We start from the raw sequence: 18162 nt of genomic DNA, 5'->3' as shown, positions 1-18162 counted from the left end.
TTGGTCTTTGATCCGGCTTTGTGGGCCGGTTTTGGTTCCTAAGAGGAATTCTTGAAGAACCCATTTCAGAACCGGGGGCTTGGCTATTTCTTTTTGCCGAACCCCGGGAATCCCGGAGGCAAGCCACCGCCGCCTCCCAATCCCGGCAACCCGGGCGGCAAACCGCCCCCGCCACCGGTAAATCCTTTTGGCAAGTTATTGAGGTCGGGCATATCGCCGCCCTCAAGCATTGCCGGGTCCATTTTCGGCATACCGCCAAACAGACCCTTTTTACCCATCTTGCCCATCTTTTTGATCATGGTGGACATGGTCTGGTATTGCTTCAGAAGCTTGTTCACATCCTGAACGCTCAAGCCACAGCCAGCGGCAATACGCTTTTTGCGCGATGCCTTGATCAGGGCCGGATTTTCACGTTCCTTCGGCGTCATCGACAGGATGATCGCTTCCTGGTGGGTCAGAAGTTTGGGATCAAGCTTGGTCTGCGACATCTGTTTTTTCAGCGCGCCCATGCCCGGCAGCATCCCCATGATGCCGGAAAGATCACCCATTTTCTGAAGCTGTTTGAGCTGTGCCAGAAGGTCGTTCAGGTCAAACTGACCCTTGCGCAGCTTCTTGGCCATTTTCTCGGCGTCTTCGGCCTTGATGTTTTCGGCAGCCTTTTCAACCAGGCTGACAACATCGCCCATGCCAAGAATACGGTTGGCGATACGATCAGGATGGAAGGCTTCCATCTCGTCGATTTTTTCGCCGATACCGATCATCTTGATCGGGCAGCCGGTAATCTGACGCATCGAAAGTGCTGCACCACCACGTGCATCACCGTCCACACGGGTCAGAACGATACCGGTGATGCCGACCTTGTCGGCAAATTCCTTGGCAACGTTTACCGAGTCCTGACCGGTCATCGCATCGGTGACCAGAAGGGTCTCGACCGGGTTGACGGCATCACGGATCTGGGCGACTTCGCTCATCAGTTCCATGTCGATATGCAGACGCCCGGCGGTATCAAGGATGACCGCGTCATAGCCTTCCTTGCGGCCGGTATCCATCGCACGTTTGGCAATCGAAACCGGTTTCTCGCCCATAACGATCGGCAGAATGCCAAGGCCGTTATCGTCTGCCAGCACTTTCAGCTGCTGCTGGGCGGCCGGACGATAGATATCAAGCGATGCCAGAAGGACTTTCTTGTTGCGCTTTTTGGTCAGGTTCAGCGCGATCTTGGCGGAACTGGTGGTTTTACCCGAACCCTGCAGACCGACCATCAGGATCGGAACCGGCGGGGTGGAAGCGAGATTGATTTCCTCGCCTTCGCCCAACATGTTTTTCAGTTCGTCATGGACGATCTTGACGACCATCTGGCCCGGGGTGACCGAACGCAGAACGTCGGCACCAACTGCACGTTCGGTGGCGTTGGAAATAAAGGTTTTAACGACCGGAAGTGCCACGTCCGCCTCAAGCAGGGCGACGCGTACTTCGCGCATGGCCTCCTTGACGTCGGATTCTTTCAGCGCGCCACGTTTGCGCAGCTTATCGAGAACCCCGCCAAGGCGATCGCTTAGTCCTTCAAACATTCCAAATCCCGTCTGTGTTGCTGGTGTTTCCACCGTGTGCGCACAAAAAACTAAAACCCAGTGCTCGAAACTCGAGGACTGGGGGAGTCACCTCTTGGGCGACCTTTGGTGGGGAGGGTTTATTGGATCAGGGTGTGGGAGTCAAGCGCAATCGGGCGCAAAAGCGCGTTATTCTGCGCTTTTCATCCTGTTTGGCGCGCAATCGGCGATTCCGCCACTGTGCCCGGGTGTTTAACCGGCAGTCATACCAGGCTCTTGCCCAGAATTACGCAGGCTCAATCGCGTGATTGTCAATCAGACGCGCCTTGCCCAGCCGGGCAGCAACAAAGATTCGGGCCGGTTTTGTCACCGTATCACTGATCAGTTCCAGTGTGTCGGCATCGCGAACTTCAAGGTAATCAATCGGATCAAACCCGGCAGCAAGGATATCTTCGCGCCCCTTGGCCAGAAGCGGGCCCAGTTCGGCGCCATTGGCGGCCTTGGCGGTGATGTCGCCCAATACCTTGTTGAGTGTCGGGGCAATCGCACGTTCGTCAGGTGTCAGGTAGCGGTTGCGCGATGACATCGCCAGACCATCGTCTTCGCGCAGGATTTTTGCCCCGATGATCTCGACCGGGATGTTCAGATCCATGCTGAAACGCCGGATGACCATCAGTTGCTGGTAGTCTTTCTGTCCGAAAATCGCACAATCTGGCAGGGCCTGAAGCAGCAATTTGGTAACAACCTGTGCCACGCCATCAAAGTGGCCCGGTCGGGCCGCCCCACACAGCACATTGGTCATCGCGCCATCAACAGAAACCTTGGTGGCAAAGCCGTCGGGATACATTTCCTCGACCGAGGGGGTAAAGCACAGCTCGACCCCGGCGTCATCAAGCAGTTTCTGATCGGCGGGCAGGGTGCGGGGATAGGCGCCGAAATCCTCGTTGGGCGCAAACTGGGTCGGATTGACGAAAATCGAAACAATCACCCGGTCAGCATGTTCACGAGCAAGGTGTGTCAGGCTGATATGGCCATCATGAAGCGCGCCCATGGTCGGAACCAGGGCGACACGCAGGCCTTCGGCGCGCCAGTTGGCAACAGTCGCGCGCAGATCAGCGACAGTGTGAACAGTCGTAAGGGACATCGTTTTCGTCGTATCGAAGATTGCAGAAAATCGCGGCGGTCTGGATCAGACCGCGCGCAACTTACCTTTTTTCGCTAACCCAAAGCAATGTTCATCCGTCGGGAACTGACGGGTGCGCACTTCGTCGGCATATTGGCCGACGGCCTCGGATACCGCATCGCCAAGATTGGCGTAGCGTTTGACGAATTTTGGCGTGAAGTCGGAAAACAGACCAAGGATGTCTTCGGTGACCAGAACCTGCCCATCACAGGCGACCGAGGCACCAATGCCGATGGTCGGGATGTCGATGGCCTCGGTGATCTGGCGGGCGACCGGCTCAACCGTGCCTTCGACGACAACCGAAAAGGCACCGGCCTTGGCAACCGCCTTGGCGTCAGCAAGGGTCTTGCGTGCGGTTTCTTCGTCACGGCCTTGGCTTTTGAAGCCACCCATGGTGTTGACCTGTTGGGGCATCAGGCCGATATGGGCCATGACCGGCACGCCGCGCATGGTCAGAAATTCGATGGTTTCGGCAAGTTCGGCACCGCCTTCAAGCTTAACAGCGGCACAGCCGGTTTCGGCCAGAATATGGGATGCCGTGCGGAACGCCTGTTCCTTGGATTCCTGATAACTGCCAAAGGGCAGATCAACAACAATACAGGCATTCTTTGATCCGCGCATCACGGCCTTGCCATGGTTGACCATCATATCGACGGTCACGGCAAGCGTGCTTTCCATGCCGTAGACAACCATGCCCAGTGAATCACCGACCAGAAGCAGGTCGCAATGTTCATCAAGGCGTTGCGCCATCGGCGCGGTATAGGCCGTCAGGCAGACAATCGGATCTTTGCCCTTGCGGGCACGGAGTTCTGGGACGGAGGTCCGGCCCATCTTTTTGCTGGTGGCACTCATGACGTTTCTCCCCCGGTACAACCGGATTTCGCTGCTCGATCTTTGTCGAGCGTGCGGTCATGTTTACAATATCATGACCGCGATCGGGAAACCTTTTTTGCAATCGCGAAATAGGCAATTCGGCCAATAACCGGGATTTTGGGCGTGGTTTGGCTGATCGTTCGAAGGATCAGCGTCCTAAAATGCTATTGGCCGATTACAGGCACGCAGAAATCACAGACCTTCGGCAAGATCTTCAAGCATGTCGAGACCGACCGCCTCGATATGGCGGTTATCCTTGAGCGTAATCGTTGCTTCCTTGCGCAACTGGGTCAGGGTGCGTGACACGGTTTCAATGGTCAGACCCAGATAGTCGGCAATGTCGGAACGGCTCATCGGGACATTGATGGTCTCGCTGCTTTCGCCGCGGTGTTCCTGACGGCGGGCCAGCATCAAAAGGAAGGATGCGACCTTTTCCTTGGCGGTCTTGCGGCCAAGCAGAAGCATCTGATCCTGTGCGGCGGCCAGTTCATCGACCGCCATGCCCAGCATGCGTTTTTCAAGATGCGGAAACTTGTCGAACAGTTTTTCCAGCTTCTGACGCGGGAACCGACATGCGGTTACCGGTTCAATCGCCTCGGCGGTGTAGCTGTAATTGGCATTCAGTGCGAGGCCAAGAAAGTCACCGGCAAACAGAAAACCTGTGATCTGACGGCGACCATCGCCCAGCAATTTATACAACTTTACAGAGCCGGATGTGACGTTGAAGACGTAGTCTGCGTCTTCTGCCTCGTGGAAAATCGTCGTGTGCGGGTCATAATGTGCATGCGTAAGCAATTGACGCAGCTGATCATGTTCATCGCCATGCAATGCGGAGCAAAAAGTTAAGTCCTTGATAGAACAGGCTTCGCAGATTTGAGGGCGGACTGCCATCGTAGACTCCGATGCTGGTGACCCGGTAGGCGGATTGTAAACAAATCTATCCGATGAGATAGCCCTGTTTCAAGCAATTCTAACTATCGCCTTGATGGAACTTCTTTGAGTTCCCCGGAGGCGTGACGTCATCGTCATCAAACAGAATGCGATTTGCCGCACCTTCCATATCGTCAAACTGCCCGGAACGCAACGACCACAAGAAGGCCCCAAGGCCCAGAAGGCCCAGAAACAATGCAATCGGGATCAGGAGAAGGAGGTTGCTCATGGCATTATATCCCTGCCTGCTGCGACAACGTGGTCGCCGGTTTGATGCCGACCCCGTCAGACTTGCCCGATTTTGCGTGTAAACGCAAGGCATTGGCGATCACAATCAGGGATGAGGATGACATGGCGATTGCCGCAAAAAGCGGGGTGACAAACCCTGATACCGCCAACGGGATCGTAATCACGTTATAGGCAAAAGACAGGGCAAAATTTTGACGGACAAGTCGATCAGCCTTGCGCGCGACATCAATTGCCTCGATCACGGCGCCAAGCCGATCCCCCTGAAACACGATATCGGCCGCATTTTGCGAAATTTCAGCGGCGGTCGCTGGCGACATTGACGCATGCGCCGCTGCAAGGGCCGGTGCGTCGTTGATGCCATCGCCGACCATCAAATCATGGTTGCCGCGATCCGCACGGGCCTGAATATGGTTGGCTTTTTCGGTTGGCGACATGCGTGCCATCCAGTTGGTAATGCCGAGTGTTTCGGCAAGCTGTCGCACGGTGCTTTCGCGGTCACCCGACAACAGGGTCATTTCAAAACCACGCGTGCGAAGGGTGTCGATCACTTCGGGTGCGTCGCTGCGCATCGTATCGCGGAAGACAAAACGGGTCGGGGCAACGCCCGGCTCAGACAACCACAATTCCGGTCCGGTGATATCGGATGGTACATCGGCGTTTTCGGCAACATCGCAGAAAGCACGGCTGCCAAGCCGGATCGGACCCGCGGGACCCTGCATCATCAGGCCGAGACCAGCTTGTTCGGTAACATTGGTTTGCGGGGTCACGTTTCCGGCGGCACGCACCAGTGCGCGGGATAACGGATGATTGCTGTTGGCGGCCATGCCAGCGGCAAGCATCAGTTTGTCTTGCTGTGGTTGGCCGACCAGTTCGGGTTTGCCTGTGGTCAATGTGCCGGTTTTATCGAAAATGATGCCGGTAATCTTGGTCAGTCGTTCAAGGGCGGTTGCCGATTTGACAAGAATGCCCGCACGCAACAGACGCCCGGTGGCAATGACCTGAACCACCGGAACTGCAAGCGCCAGCGCACAGGGGCAGGTAATGATCAGAACGGCGATGGCGTTCATCAGCGCATCCTGCCAGCCAATCCCACCAATCAGCCACCAGCCGATAAAGGTCGCCAGGGACAAGGTGTGAACAACCGGCGCATAGGCCTTTGCCACCCGATCAGCGATCGCGACATATCTGGCACGGCCCTGTTCGGCATTTTCCATCAGACGCACGATTTCGGACAGCAACGTATTGCCACCGGTGGCGGTGACTTCGATACGAAGCGGGGCGGAAATATTGGTGGTTCCAGCAAATACGGTGGTGCCCGGACGGGTCAGAACAGGGATGCTTTCGCCGGTAATGATGCTGGTATCGACATCAGATTGGCCGTCGATCACCTTGCCGTCAATGCCGATCCGTTCACCGGCCGCAGCCAGAACGATCATGCCCGGTGTGGCCTTTTGCGGTGCGATCAGACGTCGCGTGCCATCAGGTTCAATCACGGTGATCGAGCGGGCATTAAGTGACAAAAGATGTTCAGCCGCCGAGCGTGCCTGCCCGCGTGCACGACCATCAAGATAGCGCCCGATCAAAAGAAAGAATAAAAGGGTAATCGCACTGTCGAAATAAGCATGTGGTTCGCCGCGAATGGTTTGTGCCAAGCTCATGCCAAGTGCCAGAATGACGCCTAGACTGATCGGCACATCCATATTGACCCGGCGATTGCGAATGGCGCCAAGCGCAGATCGATAAAACGGCAATCCGGCATAGGCCGCCGCAGGCAGCGCGATCAGGGCGGATATCCAGTGAAACAGATCGCGGGTCGCCCCGCCCATGCCCTGAAAATATCCGGCCCAGACCGAGACCGACAGCAACATCACGTTCCCCGCCGCAAACCCGGCAACCGCCAGACAGCGCAGCAATTCCTTGTTGCGCGATGTTGTTGCCTGCTCAAGGGCGGCCGGGTCAAACGGGATCAGGCGATAGCCCATCTGCATCACCGGGCGAATGATGTCTTCGATATCGGATACATGGCCTTGCCAGCTCAGCCGCAGGCGGCGTGTCGTCATATTGACGCGGGCCTGCAAGACGGCACTGTTTCGTTGCAGAAGGGTTTCGATCAGCCAGACACAGGCCGCACAGTGAATGCCATCGACCATCAGGTTCAGGTGATGGTGGCCGTCGTCATCGGTGTTGGCCAGTTCGGTGAAATCAAAGCTTGCGATTTCGTCTTCGTCCGGGCGAAGGGCGCGGACCTTGGGATCGATTGCGCGTCGGTTGTAATAGGATGTCAGCCCCATTTCGCCCAAGAGCTCATAGGCGCCAGAACACCCGGCACAACAAAAGTCGGGTGCGGCAGGTGACATGGCTGTCACCGGCTCGCCGCAATGGCGACAGGGCTGAAGGGCGACGTTCATGGATTTACGACGACATACTCGACAGTTTGATAATCATCCCCCATCGCGTTGGCGATGGTGCGCAATTGCCAACGACCATAAACCGGGAAGGCAGCACTTGCACGATATTCACCCGGTGCGATTTCGGCCATCGCGATGGTGGTATCAAGATCATCACGATCCGCGCGCGACATCACAATGGACATTTTCGCCCCGGTGATCGGGTTGGAATCTTTGTCGCGGAACAGGACGGTGATGGTGCCGTTTTGATCAATGACACCATCGACACTAAGCTTGCTGCGCCAGCCCAGTTCTTCCTGACGGGCAGCACCGGAAATGGCCGCGTTATAGTTGTTGCCCTCTTCGAAGGCATGCTTGGTCACAAGGCCATTCCAGCTGGTCATCGAAAATGTGATCAGCGAAATATTGGCAACCAGCATGACGGCGAAGCCGCCGACAAAATACCACGGAATCCAGCGATCCGACTTGCGCGGGCCATTCTGATCTGTGGAAGGTGATGTCATCTGCATTGCCATATCTTGTCTCCTGAACTGAAACGCTTTTGCGATCAGCGGTCGTTTTCCGGACCGGCGAACACTGTATCATATGTTTCGGTATTGCCGGTTTCCTTATCGGTCACCGTGAATTCAAATGGTGTCGATTTACCATCAAGTGTTTGGGGATCAGCTGCCACAAAGACACGGAAACTGCCGACCCGGTCGGGGGCCACGTCAAGATCATAGGTGCCGTCCTGGTTCGGGGTCAGGCCGATGATCTGGAAATCAGTTGCGTCAATTCCTTCAAGCGACAGAACATAGGTTTTTTCTGCCTGTTCCTTGTTGAGAACCTTAAGGGTATAGCCGTTGCGCACATCACCATCAGACAGGGCGACGAACAGCGGGTTACGGTCGCGCAGAACATTGAGTTCAAGCACCGAACGGTTGGCCAGACCAAACATCATGACGGATGCGACGAGCACCAGAAGCACCGCATAGAATATCGTTCTGGGGCGAATGATGCGTACACGTGTGGCTTTGCCCTGAGCACGGAGTTGGCTGTTCTGGACCGAGTCGAAGCGCACCAGATCGCGCGGGAAGCCGACCTTGTCCATCATCTCGTTGCAGGCATCGATGCAAAGCCCACAGCCAATGCATTCCATTTGCAAACCATCGCGGATATCGATACCGGTCGGGCAAACGTTTACGCAGGCGTGGCAGTCGATGCAGTGGCCGGTTTCGGGCACTTCGCCGCGCATAAGGTTTTTACGTTTGATCGGGCCACGCGTTTCCCCGCGCCAGCTTTCATAGGTGACGATCATGCTTTCATCGTCAAGCATGGCGGACTGGAAGCGCGGCCACGGGCACATATAGGTGCAAACCTGTTCACGCGCCCAACCGGCCAGAAGGTAAGTCGAACCCGTCAGGAAGGCGATGGTAACATAGGTGCCAAATGATGCGTTACCGGTGAAAATATCGACCATCACGGTCGGGGCGTCGTGGAAATAAAGGACAAAGGCACCACCGGTCGCCATGGAGATCGCAATCCATGCCACGTGTGTTGCGCTGATTTTCCAGATTTTTTCCAGCGTCCATTTCGATTTGTCCAGCCGGACACGGGCGTTGCGGTCGCCCTGGATATAGCGTTCAACCAGCATGAACAGATCCGTCCACACCGTCTGCGGGCAGGCATAGCCGCACCAGATACGCCCGAAGAGGGACGTTGCAAGGAACAGCCCAACGGCTGCCATGATCAGGATGCCGGTGATGTAATAGACTTCCTGCGGCCAGATTTCGATGAAGAAGAAATAGGCACGCCCAAGATCCATATCGATCAGAACGGCCTGATCCGGTGCGCTTGGTCCACGATCCCAGCGCAGCCATGGCACGACCCAGTAAATGCCCAGAAGTGCAATCAGCGCAAACCACTTCAGGTTCCGGAAACGTCCTGAGACGCGCTTCGGATAGACTTTGTCGCGCTTTTTATAGAGCGGGACTTCGTCATAATCGCCTTCGTCAACGATGTGCGGGACGTTTTTGGGTTCGATATCTGGTTGCTGCAAAGTGGACATGGCCATGTTCGCTACCTGGTTGGTGCTCTGAACCTTGCGACTGCTCTCTATGCGGCGTCGAACCGCCAGTCGCTTTGAAGGTTGGTCTGTCAGGAGAACTTGGGTTTCTGGCAGCTTTGCAGAGCAAACTCTAATTATTCAAATCTCAGGCAGAAAATACGAGAGACCCGGCTTGCACACCATGACACATGTCAATTTATTAGCCGATATTGGTGTGAATTATTGTGGGTGAGCTGCCGGGCAAAGAAAAAGGCCCGCGATTACAAATCACGGGCCTTTTTGGAAAAGTTGTCTTGGACTGTGGACTTAGTATGCGGACTTACTGGCCGCCACCGAGCGAGTGGACATAAACCGTCAGCATTTTGATGGTTTCTTCGTCCAGACGGCCTTCCCATGCCGGCATGACGCCGCGACGGGAATTCATGACCGTTTCGGTGATGGTTTCTTTCGAACCACCATAAAGCCAGATGGCATCCGTCAGGTTCGGTGCACCGAGATCCTGAACGCCTTTGGCATCGTCACCGTGGCAAGAAGCGCAGTTTTCCTCAAAAACGACCGCACCGCGATCGGCCGCAGCGGCGTCAGTTGCACGGTCCGTGAAGGACAGAACATATTGAACCACATCTTCGATCTGGTCGCGTTCAAGCAGTTCGTCACGCCCAAATGCCGGCATATCATTGAAGCGGGTATCTTCATTGGCATCCCAACGCACGCCAACATGCAGCGTTTCGTTGATCGCCTCAAGCGTCCCACCCCAAAGCCAGGCATCGTCCTGAAGCGACGGGAAGCCCGGGTTACCCGAACCACCGGTGCCATGGCACGGTGCGCAGTTATCGGCGAAAACGGCCTTGCCACCAGCCATGGAGAAGTTCAGAAGTTCGCTGTCATTGGCGATTTCCGATACATCCAGGGCAGCCAGACGTTCCATGTAAGGTGCACGTTCGGCCGCAACACTGGCCATGGTTTCGTGCAGTTCGGTACGGTTGGTGGTGCCAAACATACCTTTGAGGTAGTCATTGGCAGTCGGCCAGGACGGGTAAACCACCCAATAACCAACAGACCAGATGACGGTGATCCAGAAGACATAGACCCACCAGGATGGCAGCGGGGTATTCAGTTCCTTGATGCCATCCCATTCATGACCGGTGGTATCTGTGCCAGATACCTGATCTTTCTCGACTTTTGTCGACATTGCTCTGTTCTCCCCTCAATCCTGATCCCGGAAGGGGATCTGCGCATGCGATTCCATGTCCTTGTTGCGCTTTTTGCTTGGCCACATGACCCAGGCAATAATCGCGCCGAACAGCAGCATCAGCCACAGACCCCACAGAGGGCGGAAAAAGTCAGCGAGTTGCGTAAAGAATTCCATGACGATCCCCTTGCATTAGCGCAGGTTCATCTGCGGGTTGTAGGTGGTGAAGTCGACCATCCGGCCCAGGACCTGCAGGTACGCAACAAGCGCATCCATTTCGGTCAATTCTGCCGGGTTGCCGTCAAAGTCACCTGTTGCCGCATTCGGATAGCGCGCGAGGAAATCATCGTCATAGGCCGCATCCTCGCTGGCCTGCAGATACAGGTCTGCCTTGGCTGCCTCGATCATCTCGTCTGTATAGGGGACACCTACCATCTTGAGGGTTTCGAGATGTGCCTGAGCGTCGTCGAAATTCAGTTTGCGTTCCGCCAGGAACGGATAACCCGGCATGATCGATTCCGGCACAACAGCGCGCGGGTCAATCAGGTGGGCCACATGCCATGCGTTGGAATATTTTCCGCCGACACGTGCCAGATCCGGACCGGTTCGTTTTGACCCCCACTGGAACGGATGGTCATACATCGATTCTGCTGCAAGGCTGTAATGGCCATAACGTTCGACCTCGTCACGGAACGGACGGATCTGCTGGGAATGGCAGTTATAGCAACCTTCGCGGAGATAGATGTTACGACCGGCCTGTTCGAGTGGCGAATAGGGACGGACACCTTCCACTTTCTCAATGGTCTGCTCCATCGTGAACAACGGTACAATTTCAACGATACCGCCGATGATGATGGTCAGGAAAATACCAAGGATCAGAAAGAAGACGTTCTTTTCTACGATATGGTGTTTTTTAAGAAGCATCTCTGGTTCCCCCCTTATTCGGCTGCAACGGGTGCAGGTGTGCCGATTGGTGCTTCGTTACGGAGGTCACCCTTGATGGTCTTGTAGATGTTCCAGACCATCAGCAGCGAACCCAGCAAGAACAGCAGGCCACCGGTTGCACGAATGATGTAGTAGGGATGCATTGCCTCGACAGTTTCGATGAAGGAATACTGCAAGAAGCCAAGGTCGTCATAGGCGCGCCACATCAGACCCTGCATGATCCCCGAAACCCACATCGAGGTGATGTAAAGAACGATCCCGATGGTGCCGAGCCAGAAGTGATGAGCCACAAGGCGCATCGAATACAGGCGTTCACGGTGCCAAAGGACCGGGATCAGGAAGTAGATCGCACCGAACGATACGAAGGCAACCCAGCCAAGCGCACCGGAATGCACGTGACCAATGGTCCAGTCGGTATAGTGCGACAGGCCGTTGACCGCCTTGATCGACATGACCGGGCCTTCGAAGGTCGACATGCCGTAGAAACCGACAGCCGCGACCATGAAGCGCAGAACCGGGTCAGTGCGCAGTTTGTCCCAAGCGCCCGAAAGCGTCATCAGACCGTTGATCATCCCGCCCCATGACGGCATCCACAGCATGATCGAGAAGGTCATGCCAAGGGTCTGTGCCCAGTCAGGAAGTGCGGTGTAATGCAGGTGGTGCGGACCAGCCCAGATATACAGGAAGATCAGCGCCCAGAAGTGGATGATCGACAGGCGATAGGAATAAACCGGACGTTCGGCACGTTTCGGAATGAAGTAGTACATCATGCCGAGGAAGCCAGCCGTCAGGAAGAAGCCCACAGCGTTATGGCCGTACCACCACTGGGTCAATGCATCCTGCACGCCAGAGAACATCGAATAGGACTTCGTGCCCATGAACGAGACCGGAATGGCAAGGTTGTTGCCAAGATGGAGCATCGCAATGGTCACGATAAAGGCCAGATAGAACCAGTTCGCGACGTAAATGTGCGGCTCGGTACGTTTCAAAAGGGTGCCGACAAACATTGCCAGATAGCAAACCCAGACGATCGTGATCCAGATATCAACGAACCATTCCGGTTCGGCATATTCACGACCCTGGGTCACACCGGTAACATAACCGATGGCTGCCATCACGATGAACAGCTGGTACCCCCAGAACACGAACGCCGGAAGTGCGCGGCCGCCATAAAGCGGTGCGCGGCAGGTACGCTGCACGACATAGAATGACGTTGCCAGAAGCGCGTTACCGCCAAAGGCAAAGATCACTGCCGAGGTGTGCAGCGGACGCAGGCGTCCGAAGTTCAGAAATTCTGTATCAAAATTGAGAACCGGAAATGCGAGCTGCCATGCAATGACATCGCCCACCAAAAATCCGACTACTCCCCAAAATACGGTCGCAAGTGCGGCCCAGCGCACAACGTCCATATTATAATTGACAGCAACTGAAGGCGATGCTGCCTGTGCCATGCTCCCCTGGCTCATGCTTGACTCCCGTTCAAGGTGGTCGGGTGAACTGCCCAAAACCCTCTCGGGCAGTTTCAATAGTCCCGATGAACCGACGACCTTCTTGATCTTCGGTCCACCTGCACAAAAAGCCCCACCCAAAATGCACCTTGTCTGAAAGTCAGGGCGCGTTATTGCGGGCGAGGTTTCCCAATTCGTTCGGCGAGTATGCGGACAGTTCATCCAAAAGCCATTGACCTACGTCAATCTCGGCTTGCAAACCCGTCAGAAATTCAATCGGCGGAAACGTATTGGCCCTTCGGCTGGGTACTTCTGTACTGGCTGTGTTTATGCGCGCCAAACCCTCAAAAGGTGTTGATGCACATCAAGGTGGGGCCGATTTATTTGCGGCATGATCTGCTAAATTCCAGAGGGCAGGATCATGTCAGAAGCCTATAAGTCACTTCCACTTACAGCACAGACCGCGGATATGACATATCCGCTGGTTCAGATGTTGAAAGTCGACATGTCTTTTGACCGTTGGCGTGCATTCGTCGATCAGTATTGCATGCCGGTTAACAAGGAGACCCTTGGTGCAGGCACCGACGGTGAAGACATCCTCTGGCAGCGTGAGCGCGGTATCATCGTGATTGCCAACGAACGCGGCTATATCCATGGACTGTTTTCGTATTATGTCCGCGATGACATGACCGATGGCGTTGTGTTGCATGTCGACAATGTGATGGCGGTTGAAATCGTATCGGGCGACTATGTCCTTGATGCCATGCGCGATGCCATGAGCCGACTTGCCCGCGTGCATGCCTGCAGCAATGTGTATGTCTCGCTTGGTGAACCGGACGAACGTCTCAGGGAATATTTTTCCCGGGCCGGCTATGCGCCAAGCAAGGTGCGCTATTGTGCGCCGACAACCCCGCGACTTTCTGCCTGATTTATCCTTTTTCGGATGCGCGACAGTGCGATTGGCGTAATGCCGATAAAGCTTGCGATCTGTGCCTGAGACAGGCGCGGGACAATATGGGCGTAATCTTCAAGAAACCCCTGATATCGATCCTGGGCGGACAGGCACAGGAATTCGTATTCGCGCTTTTCCTTGCGCATGCTGACCTGTTCGTTGAAATCAAAAAAGATCGCCATCAGGTCTGGTGAACGCGCGGCAAGTTTGCGCAAGCCGTCATAGGGCACGGCTGTAATTTCGCAGTCCTCAAGACATGTGATGGCAAAGTGGCTCGGCTCGCCCAGGATCTGGCAGCGCCTTGCTCCCATGATCGCATTTTCCGCAAAGAAGCTTTTGATCCATTCCTTGCCCTCGAATGTGACATAGGACATCTGTGCAAGGCCTTTGCGCAGAAAAATCACATCCCTGCAAACCTCACCCTGTTTGATGATCTGGCTGCCTTTGGCATGGGTTGTGGTCCGTATCTTTGGTGCCAGATCCGGATCAGCCCTGAGCTGTTCGATCAAATCGTAAATGTTCATGCCCAATAAACCCGGGTTAATGCCAGTCCCACTGCGTAATGGCCAACTGTCGCTGATCTGAACACCAGACTACGCGGATGGGAAGCCAATATGAACACACAATCAGGAACTGTCCTTATTACCGGGGCAACATCGGGAATCGGACGCGAATTGCTGGGCATTTATCATGCGCAGGGTTTTAACGTGATCGCGCATGGCCGGTCCGAGGTGAAGCTTCATGACCTAAAAGACCACTATCCGGGTGTGCAAACCGTGTGTGCCGATCTGGCGCATCCTGCATCCGTTGATGCGATGATGGCCGATATTTTGCGCGATGTTCCACGCCTTGACCTTGTGATCAATAACGCCGCCGTGCAGGAAAGGGGCGTTTTGACCGATGTGGAATTCAGCGCGTCTCTGGCGGATCGGGAAATTGCGATTAACCTGCAGGCGCCCATCCGCATATGTCATGCGGTGATCAAGGCGTGGACAGAACAGGAGGGCCATACCGGCACACCGCAACGGACCGGGGTCTGGAGTCGCATCGTCAATGTGTCTTCCGGGCTGGCCTTTTTCCCCAAGACGGGTAGTGCGATTTATTGCGCCAGCAAAGCTGCGCTTCACAGCTTTTCCCAAAGTCTGCGTTACCAGCTTGTTGCCGCAGACCTGCCGATTGCCATCAGCGAGGTGTTCTTGCCGGTGGTCGACACCCCCATGACCGCAAGCCGCGACATTGCCAAGATCCCCGCACAGCAGGCCGCCCTTGCCATCCATGACGGCATTCTTGCCGGGCAGGATGAAATCTATGTCGGCATGGCGCGGTTGATCCCGGTTGTCGCCCGGTTGTCGCCGTCCCTGATGAAATCGATTTTGCGCAAGGGGTAGACAATCATGAAAGATCTTCTGAAAACCGGACTGGTGCTTGCGACCTGCTTTGCGGCGACCTTCGGGATATTGATCGCAACCGGGCTTTTGCAACGCGATGATGTCGTGCGTTGGCTGGAATATGCCGAGCAAATTGATGCGTGGCTTGTCGCGACGATTGTCATTTCGCTTTTGGTGGCGGATTTGTTCATTGCTGTGCCGACGATGACGGTTACCGTGTTGGCGGGATATTTTCTGGGGCCGCTTGGCGGCGCATTGGCAGCGGGAACCGGAATGATCACCGCTGGTGCGATGGGATATCGGATCAGCACGAAATTTGGCCGTTCGGTTCTGCGTCGAATCATTTCCGATGAAGAACGTCTAGGCGAGATGGAGGAGGTCTTTTCACGCTATGGCCTGGTAGTCTTGATGATTTGCCGTGCAATGCCGATCCTGCCCGAAGTGTCATGCTGTCTGGCCGGCGTGACCCGGATGCGATTTGTGAAGTTCGGCTTTGGCTATCTGATCGGCACGGTTCCATACGTGATCGTGTGTGCCTGGCTCGGCGCGCAAAGTTCGGCCGCTGATCCGATGCCCGCCATTTGGGGGGCTGCGACAGTTTCGGTTGTCATGTGGTTATGCTGGTTTTTCCTGATCCGTCATCACAGACGGTCGCATCGCCGGGTTTGATCAGGGCGAGGTTGCGCGACACTGTGAATAACCCACATATGGACGTGCTTTGGAATCACGACTATAAGGCGGGTATGAACGGTATTCCTTTTGTCAAAATGCATGGTTTGGGAAATGATTTCGTTGTCTTTGACGGACGACGCGATCCTGCTGTGCTTGATCTTGATGACGCGACCGCTGCCCGTATTGCCGATCGCAAAACCGGGGTCGGTTGCGATCAGTTGATCGTCATCGAACCGGCCCGCGATGATCTGGCAGATGCCTTTATGCGCATCCGTAACAATGATGGCGGCGAGGTACAGGCGTGTGGCAATGCGACCCGCTGCGTGGCCAATATCGTCATGGGCGAACTTGGCCGCAAAGACGTGATCATTGAAACCGTTGTCGGTTTGCTGGATGCCAATGGCTTGGCCGATGGCCGTGTCACGGTTGATATGGGGCAGGTCAAACTGGACTGGCGTGATATTCCGCTGTCCGATGCGGTCGATACCAACCACATTCCGCTTTCACTCGGCCCGCTTTCAGATGCGGTGGCTGTCAATGTTGGCAACCCGCATGGTGTTTTCTTTGTTGATGATGTCGAGTCCATTGATATCGAGAAATTCGGTCCGGTGCTTGAACATCATGAAATGTTCCCGGAACGCGCCAATATCGAAGTTTGCAGCATCATTGATGAAAACAAGATCCGGATGCGTGTTTGGGAACGCGGTGTCGGCGTAACCCGTGCGTGCGGGACTGGCGCCTGTGCGGCTGGTGTTGCGGCGGCACGTCGTGGCCTGACCGGTCGCAAGGTCGAAGTGATCCTTGATGGCGGGCCACTGACCATTGAATGGCTGCCCGATGATCATGTGTTGATGACCGGCCCGGTCGCGACCAGTTTTTCTGGCTTTTTGCATGCGTCCCTTCTAGGAAACCACTGATCAGGTTTTCCTGATTGGTCTTTTGACCGGTTTGATCTGGCCTTGCGTCGGATGAGGTGATCGGGCAAAACAAGGCGCATCAGGATTTGGTTCAATCCATGTCGGGACACCCAATCCCGTCTCTTGTGAAACTCAAAAGCAGGTTCAGATAATGGCTGACTTCAATACGCTTGACGGTGTCAATGTCGCTGGCAAGCGCGTTTTGCTGCGCGCTGATCTTAACGTTCCGATGAAGGATGGGGTTGTTGGCGATACGACTCGTATCGACCGCACCGTACCGGGCCTGATCGAACTGGCGGATGCCGGGGCGAAACTGGTGGTAATTACGCATTTCGGTCGTCCCAAAGGTGCGCGCGTCCCGGAAATGAGCCTTAAACCGGTTGCCGATGCCCTTGCCAAGCAGATTGGCCGTCCGGTGAAGTTTGCGGATGACTGCATCGGTGACGCAGCGGCAAGCGTGGTCAACAGCCTGAAAGACGGCGAGATCGCCCTTCTGGAAAACCTGCGTTACCACGCCGAAGAAGAAAAGAACGACCCGGCCTTTGTTGCTGAGCTGGCAAAACTTGGCGATATGTATGTCAATGACGCGTTTTCCTGTGCGCACCGTGCACATGCCTCGACCGAGGGTCTGGCACGCGCGCTTCCGGCCTATGCCGGTCGTCTGATGCAGGCTGAGCTTGAAGCGCTTGGCAATGCACTGGAAGCACCGAAGCATCCGGTGATGGCGATTGTTGGCGGTGCGAAGATTTCCACCAAGCTTGATCTGCTGGGCAACCTTGTTGCCAAGGTCGATCAGCTGGTGATTGGCGGTGGCATGGCCAACACCTTCCTGGCAGCCAAGGGTGTCAATGTTGGCAAGTCCCTGTGCGAGCATGACCTGCTTGATACCGCGCGTGAGATTTTCAAAAAGGCCGAAGCCGCCAATTGCGAAATCGTCCTGCCGGTCGATGGTCTGGTGGCCAAGGAATTTGCCGCCAACGCGCCGCATGACGTTTGCGACATCAACGACGTCGCAGCAGACGGCATGATCCTTGATGCCGGTCCGGCAACCATCGAAGACCTGAACAAGCGTCTTGAGACTTGTGAAACGCTGGTCTGGAACGGCCCGTTGGGTGCGTTTGAAATTACCCCGTTTGACACCGCAACCGTTTCGGTCGCCCAGCATGCCGCGGAACTGACCAAGGCCGGCAAGCTTCTGTCGGTTGCAGGCGGTGGCGACACAGTCGCAGCCCTGCGTCATGCCGATTCCGATCAGGCATTTTCCTATGTCTCGACCGCGGGTGGTGCGTTCCTGGAATGGCTGGAAGGCAAAACCCTTCCGGGTGTGGCAGCCCTTCGCGCCGGCTAAGCCGTTTGGTTTGAGTACAAAACAACAAACCCCGCCAACTTGGCGGGGTTTTCTTTTGCA

Annotated in this window: 18 protein-coding genes; 5 read left to right on the top strand and 13 right to left on the bottom strand. The window is 55.5% G+C overall.

The features are described 5' to 3' along the window. Window positions 1-83: 83 nt before the first annotated feature. The 12 genes from ffh to ccoN all read right to left on the bottom strand — a co-directional run bounded on the left by ffh (window position 84) and on the right by ccoN (window position 12828). Window positions 84-1571, bottom strand: a complete 1488-nt coding sequence (ffh, locus tag DY252_RS19775) for a signal recognition particle protein (protein WP_063089190.1) — start codon at window positions 1569-1571, stop codon at window positions 84-86. Between the two features lie 265 nt (window positions 1572-1836). Continuing rightward, window positions 1837-2694, bottom strand: a complete 858-nt coding sequence (gene panC / locus DY252_RS19770; protein WP_064788755.1) for a pantoate--beta-alanine ligase — start codon at window positions 2692-2694, stop codon at window positions 1837-1839. A 45-nt stretch (window positions 2695-2739) separates the two neighbouring features. Further along, window positions 2740-3585, bottom strand: a complete 846-nt coding sequence (gene panB / locus DY252_RS19765; protein ID WP_064788756.1) for a 3-methyl-2-oxobutanoate hydroxymethyltransferase — start codon at window positions 3583-3585, stop codon at window positions 2740-2742. A 213-nt stretch (window positions 3586-3798) separates the two neighbouring features. Continuing rightward, window positions 3799-4497: a cyclic nucleotide-binding domain-containing protein gene (locus DY252_RS19760; RefSeq protein ID WP_051007599.1), complete on the bottom strand. Its 699-nt coding sequence runs from the start codon at window positions 4495-4497 to the stop codon at window positions 3799-3801. A gap of 79 nt (window positions 4498-4576) precedes the next feature. After that, window positions 4577-4765, bottom strand: a complete 189-nt coding sequence (gene ccoS / locus DY252_RS19755) for a cbb3-type cytochrome oxidase assembly protein CcoS (RefSeq protein WP_008889820.1) — start codon at window positions 4763-4765, stop codon at window positions 4577-4579. A gap of 4 nt (window positions 4766-4769) precedes the next feature. Beyond that, window positions 4770-7142, bottom strand: a complete 2373-nt coding sequence (locus DY252_RS19750; protein WP_064788859.1) for a heavy metal translocating P-type ATPase metal-binding domain-containing protein — start codon at window positions 7140-7142, stop codon at window positions 4770-4772. 47 nt (window positions 7143-7189) lie between these two features. Next, window positions 7190-7708, bottom strand: coding sequence for a FixH family protein (locus DY252_RS19745; RefSeq protein ID WP_064788757.1), 519 nt, complete (start codon window positions 7706-7708; stop codon window positions 7190-7192). Window positions 7709-7740: 32 nt separating this feature from the next. Then, window positions 7741-9246 carry a cytochrome c oxidase accessory protein CcoG gene (ccoG, locus tag DY252_RS19740; RefSeq protein ID WP_064788758.1) on the bottom strand — a complete coding sequence of 502 codons (1506 nt, stop codon included), beginning with the start codon at window positions 9244-9246 and terminating at the stop codon, window positions 7741-7743. A 313-nt stretch (window positions 9247-9559) separates the two neighbouring features. Next, window positions 9560-10432: a cytochrome-c oxidase, cbb3-type subunit III gene (gene ccoP, locus DY252_RS19735; RefSeq protein ID WP_064788759.1), complete on the bottom strand. Its 873-nt coding sequence runs from the start codon at window positions 10430-10432 to the stop codon at window positions 9560-9562. A gap of 15 nt (window positions 10433-10447) precedes the next feature. Then, window positions 10448-10609, bottom strand: a complete 162-nt coding sequence (locus tag DY252_RS19730; RefSeq protein WP_008889825.1) for a cbb3-type cytochrome c oxidase subunit 3 — start codon at window positions 10607-10609, stop codon at window positions 10448-10450. 15 nt (window positions 10610-10624) lie between these two features. Then, a complete protein-coding gene (ccoO, locus tag DY252_RS19725; protein WP_008889826.1) occupies window positions 10625-11356 on the bottom strand; it encodes a cytochrome-c oxidase, cbb3-type subunit II in 732 nt (243 codons plus the stop codon). A 14-nt stretch (window positions 11357-11370) separates the two neighbouring features. Beyond that, window positions 11371-12828: a cytochrome-c oxidase, cbb3-type subunit I gene (ccoN, locus tag DY252_RS19720; RefSeq protein WP_008889827.1), complete on the bottom strand. Its 1458-nt coding sequence runs from the start codon at window positions 12826-12828 to the stop codon at window positions 11371-11373. Window positions 12829-13246: 418 nt separating this feature from the next. On the opposite strand from ccoN, the gene DY252_RS19715 reads away from it, so the two are divergent. Continuing rightward, on the top strand, window positions 13247-13753 hold the full coding sequence (locus tag DY252_RS19715; RefSeq protein ID WP_064788760.1) for a hypothetical protein: 507 nt from the start codon (window positions 13247-13249) through the stop codon (window positions 13751-13753). Here DY252_RS19715 and DY252_RS19710 read toward each other — a convergent pair. After that, the gene (locus DY252_RS19710) at window positions 13717-14301 is read right to left on the bottom strand and encodes a Crp/Fnr family transcriptional regulator (protein WP_064788761.1); all 585 of its coding nucleotides are present in this window, start codon (window positions 14299-14301) and stop codon (window positions 13717-13719) included. The genes DY252_RS19715 and DY252_RS19710 overlap by 37 nt on opposite strands. 90 nt (window positions 14302-14391) lie before the next feature. Between DY252_RS19710 and DY252_RS19705 the strand changes: the two genes are divergently transcribed. The 4 genes from DY252_RS19705 to DY252_RS19690 all read left to right on the top strand — a co-directional run bounded on the left by DY252_RS19705 (window position 14392) and on the right by DY252_RS19690 (window position 18102). Next, complete coding sequence (locus tag DY252_RS19705) at window positions 14392-15165, top strand: SDR family oxidoreductase (protein WP_064788762.1); 774 nt, start codon at window positions 14392-14394, stop codon at window positions 15163-15165. A 6-nt stretch (window positions 15166-15171) separates the two neighbouring features. Continuing rightward, window positions 15172-15834 (top strand): TVP38/TMEM64 family protein, encoded by a 663-nt coding sequence (locus DY252_RS19700; protein ID WP_064788763.1) that lies wholly within the window; start codon window positions 15172-15174, stop codon window positions 15832-15834. A 74-nt stretch (window positions 15835-15908) separates the two neighbouring features. Then, window positions 15909-16754 carry a diaminopimelate epimerase gene (dapF, locus tag DY252_RS19695; RefSeq protein WP_064788860.1) on the top strand — a complete coding sequence of 282 codons (846 nt, stop codon included), beginning with the start codon at window positions 15909-15911 and terminating at the stop codon, window positions 16752-16754. A 151-nt stretch (window positions 16755-16905) separates the two neighbouring features. After that, window positions 16906-18102: a phosphoglycerate kinase gene (locus tag DY252_RS19690; RefSeq protein WP_064788764.1), complete on the top strand. Its 1197-nt coding sequence runs from the start codon at window positions 16906-16908 to the stop codon at window positions 18100-18102. The last annotated feature ends 60 nt before the right edge of the window (window positions 18103-18162 follow it).

Source organism: Thalassospira indica, from assembly GCF_003403095.1.
GTDB lineage: Bacteria > Pseudomonadota > Alphaproteobacteria > Rhodospirillales > Thalassospiraceae > Thalassospira > Thalassospira indica.
Note: the sequence above shows the minus strand (reverse complement) of the source record. Positions and strands in the feature narration are given on the sequence as shown.